The organism is Leptospira weilii (genome assembly GCF_006874765.1).
Lineage (GTDB): Bacteria > Spirochaetota > Leptospiria > Leptospirales > Leptospiraceae > Leptospira > Leptospira weilii.
The window spans coordinates 3,052,501-3,074,464 of sequence record NZ_CP040840.1 but is presented as its reverse complement, the minus strand read 5'-3'; the positions used below and the strand labels follow the sequence as shown (position 1 = coordinate 3,074,464).

The following is a 21,964-nucleotide window of genomic DNA, read 5'->3' as shown; positions in this document are numbered from 1 at the left end:
GAAAACAATCATGGTGGCAAAAAAGAAAACGAAAAAGAAGTCCGTAAAGACGGCAAAGAAAAAGGCGGCTTCTAAGAAAGTCGTACGTAAAAAACGAATCCCAAAAGCGGACGTAGTAAAATCGACTTCAAAGTCTGTGGCGGTTGACGTAACTCCGAAATCGGAAGGAGATTCTACGAATGGCTAAACTTAAAAAAACCGAAGAGAAGCGTCCGCTTGTGGACCTTCCGAATAACGAATACAAAAATAAATCCGAACTCGAAGCCGGAATGGAATTCATGGGCGAACAGATGCTCGAAAAGGAACGGCTTGTAAACGAAGCGAATCAGAAAATTTCTCAGATTCGCTCCGAATTGGAAGAAACCGTTTATCCGATTCAAGCGAAAATCGATCACGTTACAAGCGGGATTGCATACTTCGTACAAAACAATCGGGAAGAATTGTTCCCGGATCCGAATCTGAAAACCTGCAAACTCATTTCCGGCACACTCAACTATCGAAAGACGCCTGCGTCGGTAAGAACAAAGGCTTCCGTAAAACTCTTCGAGAAGATTCTCGCAGAGAACGGTCTTCTACAGTTATACAACGAATGGGTGGTAAGACTTTCCAGGGTTTTCATTCGTGCAAAACTGGAGTTGAACAAGGACTCAATCATCGCGGATCCGCTCGCGGCTCATCAGAAAATCGGAGTCGAGTTGAACGAAGAAAAGGAGCGTTTGTATATCAAGCCGTCCAGACTTGAGGACGAAATTTCAGCGGACGCAGATACCGAGGCGGCGTGAAAAGAAAGGACATAGGGGACGAAAGCCTCAATTTCTGTTTGGAAACAATCGAAGAAAAGGAATACGGTTCCCTGTGTCTTATTCTAAAATACTAAAACGCAGAGCGTATAACCTTTTCGTAATATCCGGTTACAACCCGGAGCAGATTGCGAGCGCCCTAAAAACCGAATATCCAAAACTTACCGCGAACACCATTCGAAACTGGCTTTCCGAAATTGATGAAACAACCGGAACAACGGCAGAACAAGATCGTGAGAAAGCACTTTTAAACGCAAGAAACGAAGCCTTAAAAGAAGCGGAAATCAGTCTTACGACTCTGCGCGTGAACACAGTTCGTACTTTCAAAGCGATCAAAAGTCAGATTTTCGATAGTCAGGGAAACTTAACGATCGAGTTCAAATCGGGTGAAGGTGCGTTAAACACATTTCGCGGATTGATGAACGACATAGAGCGCATGCTTGAAAAAGAAAAAGAACGTGTAGAGCCGGTCGAGGTTGCTCGCGGGGTTCACAGAGCTATTAAAAGCACACCGGAGTTAAATGCGTTTCTAAAGAGCCATCCAATTGTATTTTCTCAGTACATCGCAAATATCAAACGCGAGGTTTCGATGATGAAGGACATCGATATCGCATTCTTACCGGAGCTAACCGATGGCGAAGACTAAAACAAAAAACGCTCAGGAGGAATTCTTTCAAGAACTCGATAATATGATCGGAAAGCCATCTACCGAACGAGACGGTACGATGGAAGAATTCCTCACCCAAAACGTTTTTGTGAAGGGCGACGATGAACTTATCCCTTACAGTTTCGACGGCTATTCATTTTGGAGAGATATTTGTAGGGAATCGCAAGACCACCCTTACATTATATTTCTCAAAGCCGCCCAAATCGGTTATTCGGTCTGGGCGCTTGCGCGACTCGTTTGGAAAATTTTTAGATCCAGTTACAAAGCTGGAATTTATTTCCCAGACGATACCTCGATGAAAGATTTCGTTCAAGACCGCGTAGAGCCGTTTCTCAATCAATGCCCGATTTTAAAACCGCATCTCAATGATTCGAACGTAGACAATACGAGAACCAAAAAAATTGACAAGGCTACACTTGTAATGCGCGGTACGTGGACAAAGCGCGGAACGAAGACGGTCGACTTGGATATCGTAATGCTCGACGAGGTTGATGAACACGACGAAGAAAATATTGAGTTTGTCGGGGATCGGCTTCTTGCTTCGAAATTGAATTGGATGATGCTCGGTTCCCAGCCATCGTTGCCCAATGTTGGGATCCATGCTGAATTTTTACGATCTGATCAAAGATTTCGCCTTCTAAAATGTCCTTCCTGCGGACATTGGACAAATTTAGTAGAACGCTGGTTGAAAGAACCGATCAGTATATTCGGATTTGACGGAAGATACGCATTAATGAATCCGAATATAAATAATGTGTTTTATTCCTGTGAAAAATGCGGCCGCAGATTGGACAATCAAAAAGGAGAGTACGTTGCAAAAACTAAATCCGATCGTCGGGGATACCAATGCTCTCAACTCTTTACACCAAAAAAACCGTTCTCCATATATGACAAACTTCTCGGTGCGGTGACGAGTGCAAAGCGCAAGAACCTTACGATTTCAATCATCGGCTGGCCTTCCAGTTCAGACGAAGAGCAGCCTCTACAACTCGGTGAAATTCAAAAATGGGAAGGAGACCAAGGGCTCAAAGATCATTCTCCTTACTTTACGTATCACGGAGCGGATCAAGGAGACACTGTTCATGGAATTTTCGGTGAACCTACATTGGATGGAAGAATTCGAATCATCGGGCTTTACAAAGCAAGTATCTTAGATGAAGAACGTTATACGGAACAGATCACTCGATTCAGCGTATTAAACGGAATCATCGATGCGATGCCGAATCGTAACTGGTCGTTACGTATGGCGCTCCGCTTCCCTGAAAATTTAAAAATTCAGTACTTTACGAAAAAATATCGGGAAAATTCCGAAGTAGTTCCCGGCGCGGATGAAGTAGGAGTTGTCAATGTAAACCGAGACGATTCTCTTCAAGATACGGTCGACGCAATTAAAGCAGGGCTTTTCATATTCCCAAATCCTAATTTACTTTCTGAGTCGGACCTCAAAGCATACGAAGAATTCAAATTCCATCTTACGATGCTCGTCCGAGAGAAAGGAGAAGATGAAAATGGAAAATCCCTATGGTCGTTCAAAAAGAAAGTTCCGAACCACTATGGAATGGCTCTCAATTCATTACGAATTGCTTATGAAACTTCGGGAACGGGATCCGGTGGATCCGGATACGGAGGGTTTGCATAATGAACTTACTTGAAAGATTAGCCAATTATTTTTTTGGAACTTCCTCCTTTATGGAGTTTGCCGCAAGTTCCAAGAACCTAAAAGATTTCAGACAAGAAACGGAATTTTTTGTTCAGGATGTAAATCCATCCTTTCCTTTGGAATCGATTCCATTGATTAAAAAACTTGTGATCGCTTTTCCCGATCTTTCTCAAGCGGTAAAGCGCGCACTTACCCTTGGGAATTCGGGAATCGAATGGAAAATCTACGCCGATGAAAACGGTAAGAAAAAGATTCAAACCGACATCGACGCATTCTTTAAAAAGCATCGTGGAATTACGAATCATCTTCTAAGACAAGTTTTAACAACCGGAGCTTTATCCGCAGAGATTGTGCCGTCCTTAAATCTTGATTCAGTTTCTGAAATTCGTTTGATCCCCGTTGAGAAAGTCATATTCAAAAAAGAAATCGACGCGGACAACATCGTTCGTTTTGTTCCATATGAAAAAGGAAAGTTCGGTTACAACCGGCTGAACGAAGAACAATATGTTTATGAAGCGATCGAGAGAGAAGAAGATTCTCCGTACGCGATTCCTCCCTTTCTTTCCGCTATCAGGTGGATCCATTCTCAATTCAAAACTCAAGAAAATATCGATAAGACTTTGAATAAATGGGGTCTCTTGGGATTCATCATAGCAAAATTCAGGAGGCCGCGACTCCTTCCGGGAACGGATGCAAAAACTTACGAAAACCAACAGAAAGAATTTTTGCAAAGTGCGAAACAATCCTTTGAAAAGAATTCTCAATCGGGCTTTCTTGCAACCTACGACGATACAACAGTCGATCATCATACATTAACCGACGCTTCCAAGACCGGGGGCTTCGAAGCGATATCTCGCTACATTGAGGAACAGATTTCTTCCGGTGCTGATACCGATCTATTTATTCTCGGTCGATCGTATTCTGTAACGGAAGCATACGCAAAGATTGCGGGAAAACTATTCCTTCTCAAACTCGGAAATTTTGCATATCCGGTGATCCAACTTCTGATTCGGGCGATTACTTTCGATCAGTTGTTAAAGGGAAATCGTTTCCAAACGATCGATGCAAGTTGGAAGAAATCAATCTCCTTAGATCCTCTCTCTGATGCGCAGGCTAAACTTGCAGAAAAGCAGGTCGAGAACGCAGAATTTCAACTTGTTCTTTCTATGGTAAAATCGGGTGCGATCAGTCCCGAGGATGGTGCAAAGTTATTAGGACGGGATGAATGGTTTGATTCGGAAAAGTTAGAAACTCAAGACAGCTCCGGATTTGCATTCTCTGAAAACTCAAGTATAAGGAGTAAAAAAAAACTCCTGATGAATAAAGAGTTCGAACATACTTCTCATGTTTGCGGCGACCTTGACACTCTTGTAGAGTTTGGTGCTTGGACAAAAAAAGAGAAAGAAGTTTATGCTTCCATCGAAGAAGCGTTTGTTTCTCATTTCTTTTCTTCCTACGAAGATCGTGTCAATGAAGTCTTAAATCAAATTTCCAAAAAGGGAATGGGTAAAACCGACGCGATCAATACGATTTGGGATGTTTTAGAAAAGGAACTTGGACAAAAATTTCCCGAAGAAACCGCGAAAAACTGGAAAGAAACAATTTCGAAGGCCTGGGACGCGGGGCAGGATATAAATAATCCGAATTCAAAAACGGATCCTCCGAAGGTTCAAGCAAACAAAGACATATTAGGTTTCTTTGATAAAGGATACAAGTTTGATATCGGGAAACAATTCAACCGAAAAGAAGATGTAAACAAAATTGAGGAAGCGATTCGGGAGGCAGTGGAAACCGGATCCGTGAATGAGGTCATCCGCAAACTTCAAGACGAACTTTTAGGTCCGGCTCCAAAAGACAAACCCGGAAAGAAAAAAGAAGGACACGTTCTTCCGATCGATCCTAATGCAAAACTGAGAATCAAGCTAAACCATATCGTTCGCGGACAAATTCTCAGATCCAGAAATTTTTCCCGTACCGAAAGATTCGAACAAATCGGGATCGAACGCTTAGAAATCGTAGCGGTGATGGATAACCATACTTCCTATATCTGCAAACTCATGAACGGTAAAACGATTGAAGTTAGAACTTGTGTGGAGTATGTGCGTGAATTTTTAGCGGATGATCCAACCAGAGAATACTTTTGGAAAGATCGAAGAAATCCAACGGAAGCGCAAATTAGAAAATTGAATATTGCCTCTAAGTCGGGCGATGAAATTACCGCGCACTTACGAAACAAAATGCCTCCGTATCATACCGGTGGCTGTAGGACAACCGTCGTAGCCAGTTTCAAATCGGAAACAAGGAAGACTTCATGATTTCCAAAGCGACAGCTCTCAATATTCAGGATCGAGCATGGCTTTATAACGAGTCTTTTCCGAATTACGCGCCGCTTCATGTTTTCAAAGAAAGATTATACGGAGAATGGGAACTTGGGCAAAACTATAAAAACACTTCCGACTATCACGGCGCTTATCCGGAGCAGTATCTAAAAAGACTTCTCCCTATGTTTCCGGACAAAGACAAAGTTCTTCACTTATTTAGCGGAAAAACTCCACCGGGAAAGTATTTGAGAATGGATAAAAATCCGGATTTGAATCCCGAAATCGTAGGTGATGCGGAACTTCTTTCTTCATATGTTCGCGCGATCGTAGGCCACTCTCTTGATTTGATCTTAGCGGACCCGCCCTATACCAAAGAAGACGCCGAACATTACGGTTTTTTAATGGTCAACCGTGGAAAAGTTCTTATGGAAGCCTGGAAGTCTCTTGAAATCGGAGGGCATCTTGTTTGGCTTGATCAAGTCGTTCCGCAGTACGCAGGAAACCAGTGGAGCCTTGAGGGAAAAATCTATCTTTCGATTTCAACGAATCATAGAGTCAGAGTAATTTGCTTATTTAGGAAAGTTTAATATGAGTAATTTTGAAATTTTCGAGTTGATCATGATGTATACGGTCATGGGAACACTGGTTGTCTGGGGCGTTTTGGCTATTTTGGCCTTATTTCTCGCCGCGATCATTTGGCGAGAAGAGATATTTTCGTTTTTCAAAATAAGAAAAAAGAAAAGTTAAGACTGTTATATCAAAATTCTGAAATACAATCAAATTACATAAAAAGGAACAAAAAAAATGTCAGAACTGCACAAACATCTTATCCAACTTGATGTTGATTTCGGCAAACATACAAGTGCGTTGATTGCCGCTCTGGGGAAACATTGGGAAAATCAGGAGAGAATGCTAAACGGACAGCCCCCGATCTATAAAGAAAAATCTTTCTTAGATCTGATCGATGAATTTAAGATTGGAGAGCCGGACATTAGAGATGCTTACTACGATTTACGGTAATAATTAATTTCTAAAAACATTCAGTTTATAAGGAGTTGGATATGAAAGAAAAGATCATTCAGGAAATTCTTAGAGAAAGAGAAAATCAAGATCAGAAATGGGGAGAACAAAACTACAACCCTATTGAATGGTGCGCGATTCTTGGCGAAGAGGTTGGAGAGGTAAACAAGGCCGCGCTTGAAACGCATTTCAAATTCGACGGAAAGAACGATTACATCGAATACAGAAAGGAATTGATACAGGTTTCCGCTGTTGCGTTGGCGATGATCGAATGCCTCGATCGGAATGGAAATGGATAAGGAATATTTCGAGGAAGCGAAACGTAAAATACAAATGGCTGAAACAAGAACGCAACTTGAGTTAAATTTCGAGAGTTAAATGGATCATAAAATCGAATGTCCGCACTGTAAGAAGCAGTTTGATTCACCGGAATCGGAAGCGATCCGAATGGCACGTTTTGAAGATCAGTGGATGAACCACTGTGAAGAAATGTTCCGAAAAGGTTGGCGTCCCGGTAAGTTCGAAAATCTTCCCGAATTTCTAAAGACGAAGCGAATCGGGCTTTATTATGAAAATTTAGAGAAAAGAATCAAAATAAGAAAAGAACAGACATAGTAGACATAGAACTTTTCTAAAATTGTCCCCTTTGAATGATTATGGGATACCATCCTGGATGGATGAGATTCTTAAATATCTACCTCTCTTGTCTCCGTTATCGGTATTCCTTTGGTTCTTAATCAGAAAGGAAGTGAAAGCTCAAATATTAAGATTTCGTGATGAACAAAGGGAGTACGCCGATTCAAAGATCAAGGAAACTAAAGACGAGTGCAAAGAAATAAGGGCTCAGGTTTTAAAGACTCGTGAAGAAGAACGAGAATATACGGAATTGAAAATCAAAGAAGCAAAAGAGGAATACAGGAATCTTTTGTTTCAAGAACGTTCAAAAACGGATCGTCTTTCAGATCGGATGATGGAATTAGAAAAAACGCATACGATGGAAATCGCACTTCTTCGACAAACGGCTTCAACAACTGACAAAAGGTTAGATATGATTGAAACTCGAATCGAAAAACTTGATACCAAGTTTGATGAGAAATTCGATGAGCAAAAAGAACTCCTCCACAAAATTCACTCAAAATTTCAAAACGGAGGATTCTCAAAATGATTTTACAAATTCTAAACCTTCTTATTCCACTTATCCGGAAATTCCTAAACTTAAAAGCGATTCAAACAAATCAAAACTATTGGAACGAATCTCGACTCGCAGAAGCTTATACGAATAAGATTTCAAGAGAAGAGACGTTTGATTCGATCTCGAACATACACATTCAACGAGATCCTGTCTTCCGTTTACCTGTAACAAATCCTCATATCACCTCAAAATACGGATGGAGATACTTAAACATCGACGGTAAGAAATCCAAACAGTTTCATTTAGGAATCGATCTCGGTGGTTGTAACGATGTATTTGCTCCGGAAGACTGCGTGATTAAATCTATTCTCGGGAGGGATCCACTATATCCGGTGAAGTTTCGTTGGGAGAAAAACACCTGGATCAATTTGGTTAAATCAGGCGAAGTTCCGGCGGATCGTGCTTGGACTCCATTCGTTCTCGCAATCGGTGTTCATACAAAAAACCGATATAAATTCAAGCACACAGATCCCAGGGTCAAGAAAGGTGATAAAGTTAGCGCGGGCGATCTGATCGGAAAATCCGGGAACTTCGGTTATAGCTTAGGCGCTCATCTTCACTTCGAAGTTTGGCCTTGGGATGAGAAAGCACAGGACTGGAAAAAAGAAACCGATCCCGAAAAGTTCTTAAAAGAAAAAGGACTGTTATAAGGAAAGCTTTATATGATCGAATCTATAACTGAACTTCTTCCGACAGTGCTTCTCAACGGCCTCTACATGGGCCTCGTCCTTACCGTTTCTCAAGTTCTGTTTCGAAATTTACCTCATCGTATTTTATTAAAAAACAAAAGACTCGTTGTGTTTGTAGTCGCTACGATGATCGCCGTTCCCTATAATATTTTTTACTGGCTCACGATGCCGGAAGTTTTTACGTACTGCATCTCATTCGATTCTGTTAAAGAAGAGATTTGCAAAATTCTTCCGGGTTGGACGATCGCGGTTTATCAATCGATTCGACTTTTCGTTTGTTATCTCGCTACGATTCTTCTCTACAATAAAATCGTGAAGAGTGTTTTCGAAAGATCCGGATTTGGACACACGCCGGACGCCCTTGCTAAAAAAGACGCGGTCGATATTGATTGAGAGGTTATCATGGATCAAATCATTTTTAAAAGTCTAAAGAACTATAAGTACCAGCTTGTAAAACCGTATAGATTTCAAACGGATATTCGGACAAAGATATCTGTACAGTTGGGAAATCCAGACGTTAAAATTTTTGTGGATATGACTCCGGACGGTCTACTGAGTATAGACGCTGGATACGCATGGGACGGACCAAGCGGACCTACGATCGATACGAGAACCTTTCTGCGCGGTTCTCTTGTACACGATGCTTTGTATCAATTGATGCGAGAGAAAAAATTAGACTGGAAACTATATCGGGATCCGGCAGATCAATTGTTAAAACAAATCTGCCTTGAGGACGGTATGAACGCTTTTCGAGCCGCCTACGTCTATCGATTTGTGCGTTGGTTCGGAGAATCTTCCGCAGCACCAAGAAACGCGACAACGGAATTCGAATCGGCTCCTTAAAGGTTCCGATTCCTAAATTTTCTTTGATTTTTTTCGCTTTTTTTCGTTATGTATAATAATTATCTATTATTAGAAATCTCCCTAAACCCACGTATTTTCCGAAATAATCTTAAAAGAACTGAAATTCAGTTACGTTTTTAGCGCACATTCCCGACGGGGGTAACGCTCGCGGACACTTTAAGTCACGAATTCGGACATACTCTTACATTTTCTGCGGCACCTAATTTGTCATTGGCCGAAGTGAATTGGGCCGGTCAATTTAGAGATTCAAGCAATCACAACTACTCTCGGTCTCACTCTATATATCAATACCAAGATATGGTGACCGCTTACGGAAGGGATTGTAAATCCGATCGGAAGATATTTGATTAGCGGGAATCGAGGCACCTGGAGATACGATCCGTTTGCTATTTATTTCGGTAACTATCAATACGGTTGGCAACTCACTCCTATTGTAGACCAACAGTATTCCGATTTTCAGAGGTTCCGGTACGAAATGTGGAAGAGGGGGATTGCCGAGAATTCTCCGGAGTGGAATTCCAGATTACAGAATATCCAGGGAATCAATTCTACGTTTACGGATTACAAAACGAATTCGAATAACGAAATGCGTTATGACGCCTTTGGTCATTATTTGTTACAGGTCGCTCCGTTTCACATCGATTGTTGGAACGCGACCGGTTCGAGCGCTTCCAATCTTCATTTGTTGAGTTATAAATACGATCAAATGAAATTGTTAGGCGAACTCTTGGACGGGGGCCCGGTCGGCTACAAATCGATCATGTACGGTGATGTGGTTCATCCTAAAAATACGGTCATCAGTTTAAAGGATTTACTGATCACCTTAAACGAACTCTACGACGGTTCTCCTCTTCCGGCTAACGGAGCTCCCGGTTTTACCGACAAATTTCTTTCGATCAAAAGTCCGTTTTCTCCGCAATCTTTGGGATGGAAACTGATTCAGAAGGGACTTATCTCCAAGGCCGAAGTGGATAATTTATTTCGCTCGGTGGGAATGGACCAACTTTCGAACATATGCGGCTATCCTTGGGCTTTGCCGGATTGTCAATGAGATAGGTCGTTTTTAGAGCAACAATTGATCGCGGGAATAATACAATGATTCTCGCGATCGTAAATGAATTGTTGGGTTCTTTGTATTTGTAGAAAGACACGAACCTAAGAATCCGAGCTTTAAAGAATTTCTGGGGCTTTTCCCAAATACATTTCCGTAAAAATGAATTTAAAGAACGTGAGTTCGGCGGTTGAAAATCTGGGCGAATAAGAAACTAAAGTGCAACGACTCCTTGAACTCAGGCGCAGAGAGCTTTCTTAAACTCAGTAAACACCTTCCTATGGGCGCATTTCTATGCTTTCGCATTTTGTTACACCGAACTCACGTTACTTTAAAGTTTATCCCAAAACCATTCGATTGTATCGGGATCTCATCGGATCGTTGCAATTGTTCTAAGTTTTGGAATACGCTCATTCAAATGCTTGATTTTTAAGACCGTAGTCGGTAGAATCGAAGAAAAAGAGGATTGGCAATTATTATGGCAACCGAGACGGCACCTAAAACTTATACTACTTTCAAGGAATTCTGGCCGTTTTATTTAGGAGAACATTCTCATCCGGTGAATCGCGCTCTTCATTTTATCGGCACTTCTTTTGCGATCGGTTGGATTTTGGCGGCTATCGCCAATTTCGATCCGTTTTATATTCTTGCCGGATTGTTTTCCGGTTACTTCTTTGCTTGGATCGGCCATTTCTTCGTTGAGAAAAACCGTCCCGCGACTTTCACATACCCCCTTAAATCGTTTATGGGCGATTGGGTGATGTATTTTTATATTCTCACCGGACAAATCGGTAAGGAATTGGAAAAAATCGGCAAAAAGTAAGCTCCAAAAAATGTAGGAACTACTACTTTTAAGTCTCATTTCTCAAGCTTACGCTGAGTTGCTCTTTAACATAACCTTATCCACAAATACTCGGATCCGAAGATAAATCTGTCGGAATTCCGACAAATCCTCTCTGAAACTTAGTTCCCACAACGCGCCCTAAACACCGACCCATAGGAAGGTGTTTACTGAGTTTAGGAAGCTTTGTGCCTGAGTTTCCCCTGATTTTGGGTGGGGATGACGAGCTCTGCTGAAGAGCGAGGCGCTGAGTTTGGAGGTGGAAAGACTCGGGAGATTTTTCTCTATCAGAAAATCATACTTTTTGCAAGTAGAAAGCCTCATTCTTGTCGGAACACTTGAAAAATATCAGTTTTTGATTCTTATGATCCCAAAAGCCTTCTTAATTTGTGGGGTTGGTTATGGCTTCCTAAAACACGACCCATAGGGAGTTGTTTTATTGAGTTTTCTGGGGCGCATTTTCCAAGCTAACGCTTGTAAGCTGTCGCTTCGCTTTAGCTGAGTTGCTTCCTAAAACACGACCCATAGGGAGTTGTTTTATTGAGTTTCCTGGGGCGCATTTTCCAAGCTAACGCTTGTAAGCTGTCGCTTCGCTTTAGTTGAGTTGCTTCCTAAAACACGACCCATAGGGAGTTGTTTTATTGAGTTTCCTGGGGCGCATTTTCCAAGCTAACGCTTGTAAGCTGTCGCTTCGCTTTAGCTGAGTTGCTTCCTAAAACACGACCCATAGGGAGTTGTTTTATTGAGTTTCCTGGGGCGCATTTTCCAAGCTAACGCTTGTAAGCTGTCGCTTCGCTTTAGCTAATTCACTCTCTAGGGATCGTGAATTATCCCCAAACAACTTCGTAGATTTGAAGAGGTTCTTCTTTTCCTTTTACTTTGACACGGGGCATACGGTTGAGAGTATATTTTCCACCTAGCAACTCCATGGTTTCTTTCGAAATGAGAAAAGGTTTTTTTAAAACTTTACAGAGGGATTCGATGCGGGAAGCGGTGTTGACCGCGTCGCCGATGACCGAATATTCTCTGTGAAGATCGCTTCCTACGTTTCCCGCAAAAACTTCTCCCGTATGAATTCCTATACCGATAGAGATCGGAGTTTTTCCTTCCGATTTTCGAAGTAAGTTCCATTCTGCGAGACGTTTCTGCATAATGACTCCGCAGCCGACCGCATTTCTTGCGTCTACTTCCGCCGAAGGGGAAGGATGAGGCGTGCCGAATGTCGCCATCACTGCATCGCCGATATATTTGTCCAAGGTTCCGTTATTTTCAAAGACGCATTCCGTCATTATTTTCCGAAATTCCGATAGAAGTTCGCCGAGTTCTTTTGGGTCCATGTTCTCGGACATCGAGGTAAAGTTGCGAATGTCTAAAAAAAGGATACTTACAATTTGCCGATTTCCGTTTTGAAAGGTTTCCGGATTTTCCACCATTTCGTTTACAATCTTAGGTGAAAAATATCTGGAAAGTTCTGTCTTTTGACCTTCTACGATTCCGATTCTTTTTACCATCGAGATTGTCCGGAAAATTCCCGTGGAAATCATCATCGCGAAACAAAAATACAAACCCGGTTTGCCCGCGACTATGTCTTCGATCAAAATATTCGGACCGCTGACATAACTCCCCCAATCTTTTGTGTATATGAGCTGACCTTGAGAAACCGCGACCCATAAAATCGAATAATAGATCAAATAAAAGAGAAATAGCCCGATAAAAACGAAACGAATTTTAAACTGCAAAAGGGAATATATGATCGGAAATAAAAAGAAAAGATTAATCGGATTTTTCAGAGCAAAACCTAAATCCACATTCTTTGTCGTGAAGGTATAAAAAAGCAAAACTCCGAGTATGAGAAGGTATTCGGTAAACAAAGTTATGTAGTTGAAAACGCTTACGACGGAAAGGGGAGAGACTCGGATGACGATCGTATGCGCGAAGGTTAAAGAAAGATAGATCAAAAATGCGATGAGATTGAATTTGTGATTTCCACTGTTGACGTTGACGACGATCTGAAGCAGAAAAAATAAGGCGATTAGATAGCGAAAGTAATTTGTGATAATGATTCCGCTTCTTTCCTCTTTTTTGAGAACTTCCAAAACGGAATCCGGCATGGACTTTCTATCCAACGTATGAAGCGCTTTTTTTATCGATAGGAAAATGTTCACAAAGTTCAAGATAGAAACTTACGGGTTCGAGATCAATTCTTTCCGGGAAGAGAAATTGATTTTAAAAAAAATTCTTTCATAAAAAAGAAAGAAACGCATTCTTTTCGCATTTTGTAGGAGAATAGATGGTTATGGTTCAGAAATTAGCGTTAGTCGCAGGTGCGACGGGCCTGATCGGAAAGTATCTTTTGGAGGAATTATCCACTTCCGCCGAATACCAAAAAGTATATGCGCTCGTACGCAGACCGGGTAGCGTAGTCGGAGCCGAAGAAATCGTTTCCGACTATGACGCGTTAGTTGCTTCACTTCTTCCGCAAGGAATTACGGACGTATTTTGCAGTTTGGGAACCACGATGTCCAAAGCGGGAAGCCAGGAGAATTTCAAAAAAGTGGATTATGAATATGTTTTGAAACTTGCTAAACTCGTAAAAGAAATAGGGGCTCAATCTTTTTTCGTAGTTAGCGCTTTAGGAGCTAATCCAAACTCATTCGTATTTTATAATCGAATAAAGGGAGAAATGGAAAGGGATCTGGAAAGTGTCGGTTTTTCTTTTCTTGGGATTTTTAGACCTTCTTTGTTGGAAGGGGAAAGGGAAGAAGTTCGTTCCGGTGAAACGTTGGGTCAGTTTTTTGCAAAGATTGTAAATCCATTCCTTTTAGGGGGAATTCGAAAGTATAGATTGATTCATGGAAGGACTGTCGCTAAAGCAATGATTCGTATCGCGGAAAAGGAACCGACAGGAGTTCGTATTTTAGAGTCGGATCGGATTGCAGCCGTAGGCGAAAATTGACTTTGTTCCCGTATGACGAACTGAACTGTAAATGTGTTTTACGTTTTCTATGACAAAGATATGTTTCGTCGTATCGTAAAAATTTTCAAGTTTGGAACTTTTTTTCGTTTAATTACACACTACGGAGACGTATAGAAATAATACGGAAAATCAAAGAACCTCCCCGTTCCGAAATTTTGAAAAGGTTTTTATACGTCTTGTGGAAATTTGGTTCAATATGTGATCTGGCCTTTTCTGTACAAGATCTTTCTCTTTTTTTCTTCCTTACGACCCTGCTCACATTAACTTAGAATTTACCACTGATCGTAAACAAAAATTGTCTTGGAGGTCCCGGGGTTGGGTTTGGGATGGACGATACAAAATATCTCTTATTCGATACGTTGGTACAGTTAATCTGAAAATAATAGTAGCTGTATTTGTAATAAACGGACGCGTCGAACAATCCGTAAGACGGGACGAAGAAAGAGTTCACGTTATTCGCAGCTATAGAATCCACATAACGTCCACCTAATCCGAATCCAAGACCGGAGGAGAACGTATAAGTGGTCCAAAAATTCGCTGTATTTCTGGGAACATTGATCGGCCGATTTCCCTTATAATCCATTTCATTGCCTTTTGAATCTGTAAGGCGAAAAAATTCCCACTCCGCAATTGTATGCGCATAGCCGGATTTGAAAAACCATTCTTTGGTTAGGTGAAAATCTATATTGAACTCATAACCGTTGGTTCGTAGTTCTCCCGCTTGGTCGTAGAGAGGAGGGCGAGAATTTACTAAAACGGCAACGTCATACTTCCTTGCCGTAAAGAGCGCTGTCGTCAGTTGGACTTTCCCTTTTGCAAATTCAATTCTTTGACCGATCTCGACCTGTTCTCCCTTTTCTGGTTTGAGCTGTTTGCCGCTCGTATTGATAAACGTCATCGGAACAAACGCGGTGGAATGCCCGATGTACGCGGTATAATAATGCAGGGGCTGATAAATCAATCCGACTCGGTAAGTAAAAACCTTGGCATCGGATCGAGTTCTGTCGGAAGGGAACCGGATTTTGAAACATAGTTATCGTTTAGATCGAATAATTTTTCTGTTCTGCTTTCTCTGAGCCAACTATCGTATCGACCGCCCAGAAGGAACTTTATGGTTTCCGAAAATTCCATCAAGTCTTGAAAATATGAGGAATATATTTGCTGGTATAAAGTTTTTCGGTCGGTAAAATTCTCCGGTAGAGGTTGAACGGGATCGATTTTAGGATATTGAAGATTCACAGAGGTAGTGCCTTTTGGAAAGTATCTCTGTCTGTGACGACTAATCATCCAGTGGTATTCATAACCAGATAGCAAATTATGTTTAAACCAGGTTTGAAAAGTCCAATTGAGTTCCGCGGTTCCTTGTAAAGGAAATCTACCGGTTTCAAAATGAAGGTGGTCGCGTTCTATCGTATTTTTATTGATGGAAGAATGAGTCAAATCTTCCGCTGCAAAATAATAGTAAGTTTGCGGTAAATAGGATATAAAGGACCTCATGGAAAGAATATTAGAAAACTTGCTATCTAGCTGGATTTTAAAATTTCCATTATTGTTCTTAAGGTAATCGTTGTTCGTATTATAGTTATTGTTCAAGGAAATTCCGGGCTCCGCCAAGTCGATCTTAGGATCCTTTGATTTCGGGAGACCCGCGTCCGGTTTTATAAAGTCAAAAGTTTTTCCGGAAGAAATCGACAAGGTATGTTTTTGCGAAATATCCCATTCTAAAATGGCAGATACGTTATTCAAAATATAAGAGTTCTGCCTAAAGCCTTTGTATTGAGAAGTTGCCGCATCTATTCTATATCGGACGGATTCGGTACCGATTGGCCCGGTAGCCCCGGCGGAAGTTCTATGTGTGCCGAAACTTCCTTCCGTAAGAGAAAGCTCGTAGCTCGCTTTTTTTTGGGCTTTTTACTGATGATATTAATCACACCTGCCATTGCCCCTTGTCCGTATAAAACGGAATTGGGTCCTTTCAGAATTTCAATTCTTTCGACGTTTGCAAAGCTGCTCATAGGAGAACTGTTTTGAATGAGAAACGTGTCGTCCCTAACTCCGTCCCTGAGTAAAAGAGCGTTGCGTGAATCTAATCCTCGAATAGTGAGCGTATTAAATCCGCCGTAATTTCGGATTGCGAAGATGCCGGGAGTGTAAGATATAGCGGAGAGCCATTGGTCTGCAGAGCGGGCTTTTAGCTCATGAGCGTCGATTATATTAACGGTAGCCGGAATGTCTTTTAAACGGACATTTTGTTTCATACCCGTCAGGCCTCTTTTTCGATAACCTTTTACTAATATACCGTCGGACCCATTCCCATCTTCCGGATTGTTCTTATTTTCTCTATGGATCGTTTGTTGCTCCGTTTTTTTCTTATCGGGTTCCTGGGCGATGATTTCAATAGGAAAAGGAAAATTTCCTAAGGACAGAACGCTTATTACTCGGACGTATAAATAAAATACTATGATAAACTTATTTCGAAAATTAGAATATATAACTAAAAAGCCTGGATTTTCCGATTTGACTTAATTTTTGAGAACCGCTGTACTTTTGCAAAATCGATTTCTTACTTTCGAGTACCGTTTGCATACGTCCGAGTAGTAAGAGAAAGTGGAAAAAACATCGAGCCGCATCAATCGGATGAGAACGACGAGTAATCAATTGCCTAAATTTTTCCATAAGATAGTTGCCTCTAAAAACATAATATTACTTAGAGGACGGCCCGATGCAAAACGCAATCACTCAAGTTGGACGAATCCAACAAACTGTTCTTATGAAGCGATTCAAAAGAAATGAATTGAAAGCAAAAACACACCATGTCCACGAGAGTGTTTCTTAAAAGAGGAGTATCCGACTTAGAACCGGTCTCAAAACTCCTTGTACTTTGAGAGTGTAATACTATAATTGTGAAATGGACAAATATTATTCAGAGATTCCCGAGGGACTTTGGAAACAAATAGCCCCTTTGATCCCAAAAGAGAAGTCAAAGCCGAAAGGTGGTCGCAATCGCGTTCCAACAAGAGTCGTAATGGCAGGTATCATCTATCGAATGAAAACAGGCTGTCAGTGGCGTGCAATTCCGAATGACTTTGGATCGGGTCAAACTTGTCACAGAAGATTTCAAGAATGGGAACGAGCGGGAGTATTCAAAAAGATTTATAAATCTATTTTAAAATATTATGATGTGAAGAATAAGATAGCATGGGATTGGGCTTCGATGGATTCCGCAATGGTTAAAGCTCCCAAAGGGGGAGTTTAACCGGGAAAAATCCTACAGACCGTGCCAAATTGGGAGTTAAACGGCATATTCTTACGGATGGAAACGGAATTCCATTGGCAATTACGTTGAGCGGAGCGAACGTTCATGATAAACGCAATGTAAAAGATACATTGAATTCCATCTTGGTTTTTTCCGGAAGAAAAAGAAAAAAAACAAAACACCTTTGTTTAGATAAAGGTTATGACTTCAAAGATATAGAAGCATTGATCAAAAGAAGAAACATTCGACCTCATATTCGGAAAAAAGGTGAAAAACCTCTCATTGGTAAATACAAAGGAAAACCTAGACGTTGGGTCGTTGAAAGAACAAATAGTTGGCATAATCGATTCAGAGCTATTTTGATTCGCTGGGAAAGAAAAGCAGAAAACTATCTGGCTTCTCTTTATCTTGCAAGCTCAATCATTGTTTTTAACTTTTTTAATAGGTAGTTTTGAGACCGGTTCTTAGAGAATCCTTACGCAATCGAAGAATTCAGACATTACGGTTGCGGGCCAGCACTGGACTTTCACCAGTATTCCTCCAAATATAGATTGTACGCTAAAAAGAGTCGTAATAAATGCAAGATTTTTTATATGTTTTTATGGTATCGCTCCCGAATTTAAAACCAATCGGAATGAATACGGGAAAGCTTTTGAATTGGCGATAAACTCGGTGAAAAAGCGAATAACGGTTCAGCAAAGGGCGAATTCGTGAGAAGTTCAAGGAGTTAGAATCGAGTCTTCTTTGAGATAATTTATTTAACGATAACTAACGTGAGTTCGGCGTAAAAAAAGAGAAAGGCTTATACTACTCACCCCTGTAAAAAATAGTACCCAAATAAAGAGGTGGGCCTAAAATTGTAACCCATGAAGATAACAAATAAAAAAGATTTAAAACAATTAGAAAAGCGTAGATTGAAAGGCATTCGACTCCTTGAACGTGGGTATAGTTGTTATAGGATAGCTAAAGAGCTTGGCGTACGTAAACAATCGGTAATGCGTTGGCGTGACAAATACGAATTGGAAGGAATCGAAGGAGTAAAATGGAATGGAATCAACGGTCGTCCTTCAAAATTAACGAATATGGAGAAACGCAAATTAAAACAAATTATCCTGAAAGGTCCCACAAGTTACGGTTATCCCAACGAACTCTGGACAACAGTCCGCATAACAGATGTAATTCGTAAAGAGTTTAAGGTAAAATATCATCAAGACTCTGTTGGAGTATTATTGCATCAATTGGGATTTTCGTATCAAAAACCTAAAAAAAGAGCTTTGGAAAGAAATGAATCTGCAATTCGAACTTGGAAAACCGTAACTTGGCCGGATTTAAAAAAAAGCCCGGACAAATCGGCAGAAAATCATGTTTTTAGATGAAAGTGGAATCAGTGAAATTCCGTATTCGGCTAAAACTTGGGGATTGGTAGGGAAGACGCCGATCATTCGTTACAAGATGTCTTGGAAAAAACTATCTGTTATAGGCGCTATCTCGAAGAAAGATTTTCAATTCCAGATTGTATCAGGTGCCGTTAAAAGTTGTAATCTCATTCATTTTTTAAAAATGCTTTTAAAGGAAAATCAAGGAAAGATTTTATTAATTTGGGATAACTTATCCGTTCATAAAAGCAAAGCAATGAATGAATTTTTAAAAGAGAATGAGAAAAGGCTTCGAGTGGAATTTTTACCTCCCTATGCGTCCGAGTTGAATCCGCAAGAATACATCTGGGGTCGTTGGAAAAGAAACGACATGGCAAACTATTGCCCTCAAGATTTAAGTTCTTTATCTAAAAGAGCAAGTTCTACTTTAAGAAAATACAAGTCAAAGGCCGATTGTCTTAAAAGCTGTTGGAGACAGGCCGCAATAGAATAGGTACTTATTTATATAGTCATGAGTAAGAGGAAAAACTCCTCATCTGTTTTTGTTTCGTTGAAACGGACGATTGAAGCAGTTTTGTTAATCTGAATTCAGTAATTCTAATGAAAAGATTTTGTCTAACCGGAACTTTCATTCCAATTCGTAGATCGTATTCAAGAATCAAATTAGTCTGAGTTTTCGGCGCAACCAATGCGAAAGCGATTGTAGCATTATGCTGCAACTGTAGCATTGAGTTCATTCGAAGGAATTAGAACGAAAAGAACTCAGTGAAATGCTTTTTACGAAAGCGTTAATCAACATCTCACTCCCTGAATGCCGATTCGCAAAAGAGGCATTCGCTGAGTTTCCTGGGCGTTCGACAGGTCGCGATCCAGTCCGCTATGAAATTTGATACCATAGGGCGTCGTAACGCTTTAGTTTCTTGTTCGCCAAATTTTTCTTACCTCGAATTCACGTAAAGTGGATGAAAACAGATAAGCCGGGGGAAATTCCGCCCGAAAGAGGATGGTTTTTTACGAATTTTTCCTCGAAAAAAAGACGGAAGGCCGATACTGGAAAATAGAGAACACCATGGTTTGCAGAATTCAAACAATACTGATCGCAATTATCCTCGTTTCCGGACAACTGCTTTGGGCCGTATCGCCGGATCAAATCAACCTCGGGATTCTGATTGGGGAGAATAAGACCAATCTTAAATTCATCAATATATGTGTGAGCAATCTTGCTCCTATTTTGGACGAAGATACCGCGGGGACTTCGAATAAAAATCCTCCTAATAATACTAAGGCGGAAGCAGGTGCTGCAGTTACGCCCGATGTTCCCGGAAAGGAGGAACTTTATAAGAAGTTGGGGGTGCTTCCTTCTTACGCAAGTTTGAAAAAAGCAAATCAATCCGATTTTAACGGAAACATGCTTTATTTTCAGAGTAATTACAGTCTTTCCTTTAAAAATCTCAGAGCGGCCCAAGAAGAGATGAAGAATCTTTATCAGTCGACTCATGAACAGTATCTACAAAATTCCAGAGTTCTTTTGGAATATGCCTCTCCTTTGATCGTAAGGAGTAATGATAAGATTGCACAACATTTATTACGCCTCGGTTTTCGAGATCTGAAGAGTTCTGAAGATCATTTTACGATCGCATATAATTCTTCTCCTTATCAATTTCGATATAAACTGCTTTTGCACGGGGAAGGGATCAAAATCGCGAGAAGGGCGAGAAAGTTTGCGCTCCTTGCAATGATTGCGTCCAAAACTCCTACGGAAGACAAACCTGAATATCAGTTTGTGAATCTGGACGATATCAGAGCTGCGGTTGAAAAAGAGAATACCTCCGATTACGAAAAAATCAGAAATACTTTGATTAACTACATAGACAACGGCTTGCTTCAAAGAAAAATCGTTCCTCCTGGAGAAGCCAAGGAAAGGCCGATTGACGTTCTTGAAGTTCACGACGATAACTATTCCATCATCACTTCGGGAAGGATCTCCCTGATGGACGTGAGCAACGAAGAAATACGAGCCGACAACATGATTCAAAAGGAAACTCTACCTCCGATTCCGGCAAAAAACAAAAATTAAGTATATTTTAAAATACGAATGTAAGGTGGGTTTGTTGAAATAAGGAAACTAATTGTTTCTTTATTGTAGGTGCATGTATTGCTGATCTTATGAAATAAAATACCGTTAATTTGAGCACGTTTAAACGCAGAATTTTGGACACTCTATTATGTAGATATGAGTAGAATAATTGAGAATTTTATTTTAATTTTTTTCTGAGTACATCCCTGAGATTCGGTTGTCATATTCGCTCCTTAACTTGAATTATATTTTACCTGTTAACCGGGTCATTAGTTTTATGTTTCATCAGAGCTTGCTCCTTAATTTGGTGCTTTGGAAAGATTTTCGCTTTCTGAAAGTTACCCGCTATTCTTGATTTTTTCACTTAGCGAATCAATGACATCAATAGATAAGATGTTCTTTATTGGAATTAGATTCTTAGGAAATTCATTTTCTAATGCTAAAATTGCACGAATCTTTTTGCGTGAACCATTGACTCTATTTTTTGCCTCAATCGGTGATTCGTATTTTATGCATTGAAACATTCCTCTAATAATATCAGCCTCATTGGAAATTTTAGATTTTACCTCGATCCCAACAATACTTTTGCTATTTTCAAAGAGAATGTCTATCGCATATCTGCAGAAGGAAAGAAATATTCCGTTTCACCAACAACGTAATTTTTTAAATTAAGGAGATCTGGATTTTTCGAAATAGTTTCTTTTAAATTTTTATGAAATTCGCTCTCGCCGCCATTCGATTTTATTTTTAGAGCAGAACCGTTGCTTTGAGTGAAAGTTTTTATCGGTAGATTATTTGATTCAAGATTGAAATGCTCGAGAACTTTAGGCCATTTTTCATAGTGAAAAACGTCGAATAACATTTCATTTATTAATTGTTTCTTTTCTGAAGGAAAATCTTTTTTGAAATCTTCTGATTTTTCTATAAACCAGTTTATACCCTTGCCTGGTAATTCGGTGTTTTTCTTTATAACTATACATTGAACTTCCCCCGAAAAAACAGAACGGCTATGCAGAATTTTTAATTCGAAACTCAACCGGGCTAAGGTAGCCTAAAGCCAAGTGTCTTCTCCTTCTGTTGTGATATCTTTCTATGTAGTCAAACAGAAATATTGTGCTTTCCATATTGTGTTAAATTTTCTTCCATCTCTACGTTTAAAGTTTTAAAGAACGA

Annotated in this window: 20 protein-coding genes and 5 pseudogenes (1 of these 25 cut by a window edge); 20 read left to right on the top strand and 5 right to left on the bottom strand. The window is 40.4% G+C overall.

The genetic code is table 11. From position 1 onward, the window contains the following. Nucleotides 1-10: 10 nt before the first annotated feature. The 16 genes and pseudogenes from FHG67_RS21815 (at nucleotide 11) to FHG67_RS14825 (ending at nucleotide 11,087) form a co-directional block, all read left to right on the top strand. Nucleotides 11-187: a hypothetical protein gene (locus tag FHG67_RS21815; protein WP_004498512.1), complete on the top strand. Its 177-nt coding sequence runs from the start codon at nucleotides 11-13 to the stop codon at nucleotides 185-187. Then, on the top strand, nucleotides 180-782 hold the full coding sequence (locus FHG67_RS14895; protein ID WP_004498572.1) for a host-nuclease inhibitor Gam family protein: 603 nt from the start codon (nucleotides 180-182) through the stop codon (nucleotides 780-782). The genes FHG67_RS21815 and FHG67_RS14895 overlap by 8 nt, the downstream gene beginning before the upstream one ends. A gap of 73 nt (nucleotides 783-855) precedes the next feature. Then, entirely contained in the window at nucleotides 856-1,446 is a 591-nt protein-coding gene (locus FHG67_RS14890; RefSeq protein WP_004498552.1) for a hypothetical protein, read from the top strand. Further along, entirely contained in the window at nucleotides 1,433-3,106 is a 1,674-nt protein-coding gene (locus FHG67_RS14885; protein WP_004498592.1) for a phage terminase large subunit family protein, read from the top strand. The genes FHG67_RS14890 and FHG67_RS14885 overlap by 14 nt, the downstream gene beginning before the upstream one ends. After that, nucleotides 3,106-5,442, top strand: a complete 2,337-nt coding sequence (locus FHG67_RS14880; RefSeq protein WP_142499838.1) for a hypothetical protein — start codon at nucleotides 3,106-3,108, stop codon at nucleotides 5,440-5,442. The genes FHG67_RS14885 and FHG67_RS14880 overlap by 1 nt, the downstream gene beginning before the upstream one ends. After that, a complete protein-coding gene (locus tag FHG67_RS14875; protein ID WP_004501743.1) occupies nucleotides 5,439-6,035 on the top strand; it encodes a hypothetical protein in 597 nt (198 codons plus the stop codon). The genes FHG67_RS14880 and FHG67_RS14875 overlap by 4 nt, the downstream gene beginning before the upstream one ends. A gap of 217 nt (nucleotides 6,036-6,252) precedes the next feature. Beyond that, a complete protein-coding gene (locus tag FHG67_RS14870; protein ID WP_004498517.1) occupies nucleotides 6,253-6,468 on the top strand; it encodes a hypothetical protein in 216 nt (71 codons plus the stop codon). Nucleotides 6,469-6,509: 41 nt separating this feature from the next. Beyond that, nucleotides 6,510-6,767 carry a MazG-like family protein gene (locus FHG67_RS14865; RefSeq protein ID WP_004498506.1) on the top strand — a complete coding sequence of 86 codons (258 nt, stop codon included), beginning with the start codon at nucleotides 6,510-6,512 and terminating at the stop codon, nucleotides 6,765-6,767. Continuing rightward, a pseudogene (locus FHG67_RS22735) lies at nucleotides 6,748-6,846 on the top strand (site-specific DNA-methyltransferase); the annotation flags it as partial. The gene FHG67_RS14865 and the pseudogene FHG67_RS22735, both read left to right, overlap by 20 nt. Then, on the top strand, nucleotides 6,847-7,083 hold the full coding sequence (locus tag FHG67_RS14855; protein WP_004498555.1) for a hypothetical protein: 237 nt from the start codon (nucleotides 6,847-6,849) through the stop codon (nucleotides 7,081-7,083). It abuts the pseudogene before it with no gap. Between the two features lie 58 nt (nucleotides 7,084-7,141). Continuing rightward, nucleotides 7,142-7,633 carry a hypothetical protein gene (locus tag FHG67_RS14850; protein WP_061230716.1) on the top strand — a complete coding sequence of 164 codons (492 nt, stop codon included), beginning with the start codon at nucleotides 7,142-7,144 and terminating at the stop codon, nucleotides 7,631-7,633. After that, entirely contained in the window at nucleotides 7,630-8,310 is a 681-nt protein-coding gene (locus tag FHG67_RS14845) for a M23 family metallopeptidase (RefSeq protein WP_061230715.1), read from the top strand. Before FHG67_RS14850 ends, FHG67_RS14845 begins: the two co-directional genes overlap by 4 nt. 12 nt (nucleotides 8,311-8,322) lie before the next feature. Then, the gene (locus tag FHG67_RS14840) at nucleotides 8,323-8,742 is read left to right on the top strand and encodes a hypothetical protein (protein WP_061230714.1); all 420 of its coding nucleotides are present in this window, start codon (nucleotides 8,323-8,325) and stop codon (nucleotides 8,740-8,742) included. Between the two features lie 9 nt (nucleotides 8,743-8,751). Then, nucleotides 8,752-9,192 carry a hypothetical protein gene (locus FHG67_RS14835; protein ID WP_004503652.1) on the top strand — a complete coding sequence of 147 codons (441 nt, stop codon included), beginning with the start codon at nucleotides 8,752-8,754 and terminating at the stop codon, nucleotides 9,190-9,192. Nucleotides 9,193-9,369: 177 nt separating this feature from the next. Further along, nucleotides 9,370-10,264: pseudogene (locus FHG67_RS14830) on the top strand (DUF1554 domain-containing protein); the annotation flags it as partial. Between the two features lie 478 nt (nucleotides 10,265-10,742). After that, the gene (locus tag FHG67_RS14825) at nucleotides 10,743-11,087 is read left to right on the top strand and encodes an Mpo1-like protein (RefSeq protein WP_002619699.1); all 345 of its coding nucleotides are present in this window, start codon (nucleotides 10,743-10,745) and stop codon (nucleotides 11,085-11,087) included. An 845-nt stretch (nucleotides 11,088-11,932) separates the two neighbouring features. On the opposite strand, the gene FHG67_RS14820 is transcribed toward FHG67_RS14825, so the two are convergent. Continuing rightward, nucleotides 11,933-13,216 carry an adenylate/guanylate cyclase domain-containing protein gene (locus FHG67_RS14820; protein WP_004500948.1) on the bottom strand — a complete coding sequence of 428 codons (1,284 nt, stop codon included), beginning with the start codon at nucleotides 13,214-13,216 and terminating at the stop codon, nucleotides 11,933-11,935. A 185-nt stretch (nucleotides 13,217-13,401) separates the two neighbouring features. Between FHG67_RS14820 and FHG67_RS14815 the strand changes: the two genes are divergently transcribed. Then, nucleotides 13,402-14,061 (top strand): oxidoreductase, encoded by a 660-nt coding sequence (locus tag FHG67_RS14815; protein ID WP_142499837.1) that lies wholly within the window; start codon nucleotides 13,402-13,404, stop codon nucleotides 14,059-14,061. Between the two features lie 286 nt (nucleotides 14,062-14,347). On the opposite strand, the pseudogene FHG67_RS22430 reads toward FHG67_RS14815, so the two are convergent. Next, nucleotides 14,348-16,508 (bottom strand): annotated as a pseudogene (locus FHG67_RS22430) (TonB-dependent receptor). A 482-nt stretch (nucleotides 16,509-16,990) separates the two neighbouring features. Here FHG67_RS22430 and FHG67_RS14800 point away from each other — a divergent pair. The 3 genes and pseudogenes from FHG67_RS14800 to FHG67_RS14775 all read left to right on the top strand — a co-directional run bounded on the left by FHG67_RS14800 (nucleotide 16,991) and on the right by FHG67_RS14775 (nucleotide 20,791). After that, nucleotides 16,991-17,787 (top strand): IS5 family transposase gene (locus FHG67_RS14800; protein WP_244947466.1). Its coding sequence is split into 2 segments (ribosomal slippage): nucleotides 16,991-17,336 and nucleotides 17,336-17,787, totalling 798 coding nucleotides; the frame shifts between segments, so codons are not numbered across the junction. Between the two features lie 417 nt (nucleotides 17,788-18,204). Continuing rightward, a pseudogene (locus FHG67_RS22425) lies at nucleotides 18,205-19,207 on the top strand (IS630 family transposase). Nucleotides 19,208-19,783: 576 nt separating this feature from the next. Further along, entirely contained in the window at nucleotides 19,784-20,791 is a 1,008-nt protein-coding gene (locus FHG67_RS14775) for an adhesin OmpL37 family surface protein (protein ID WP_004501518.1), read from the top strand. Between the two features lie 607 nt (nucleotides 20,792-21,398). Here FHG67_RS14775 and FHG67_RS14770 read toward each other — a convergent pair. The 3 genes and pseudogenes from FHG67_RS14770 to FHG67_RS22975 all read right to left on the bottom strand — a co-directional run. Then, a complete protein-coding gene (locus FHG67_RS14770; protein WP_004494948.1) occupies nucleotides 21,399-21,827 on the bottom strand; it encodes a hypothetical protein in 429 nt (142 codons plus the stop codon). Continuing rightward, nucleotides 21,799-21,915: an IS3 family transposase gene (locus FHG67_RS22895; RefSeq protein ID WP_004503129.1), complete on the bottom strand. Its 117-nt coding sequence runs from the start codon at nucleotides 21,913-21,915 to the stop codon at nucleotides 21,799-21,801. Before FHG67_RS22895 ends, FHG67_RS14770 begins: the two co-directional genes overlap by 29 nt. A 19-nt stretch (nucleotides 21,916-21,934) precedes the next feature. Beyond that, nucleotides 21,935-21,964, bottom strand: a pseudogene (locus tag FHG67_RS22975) (hypothetical protein) (its annotated part continues 167 nt past the right edge of the window); the annotation flags it as partial.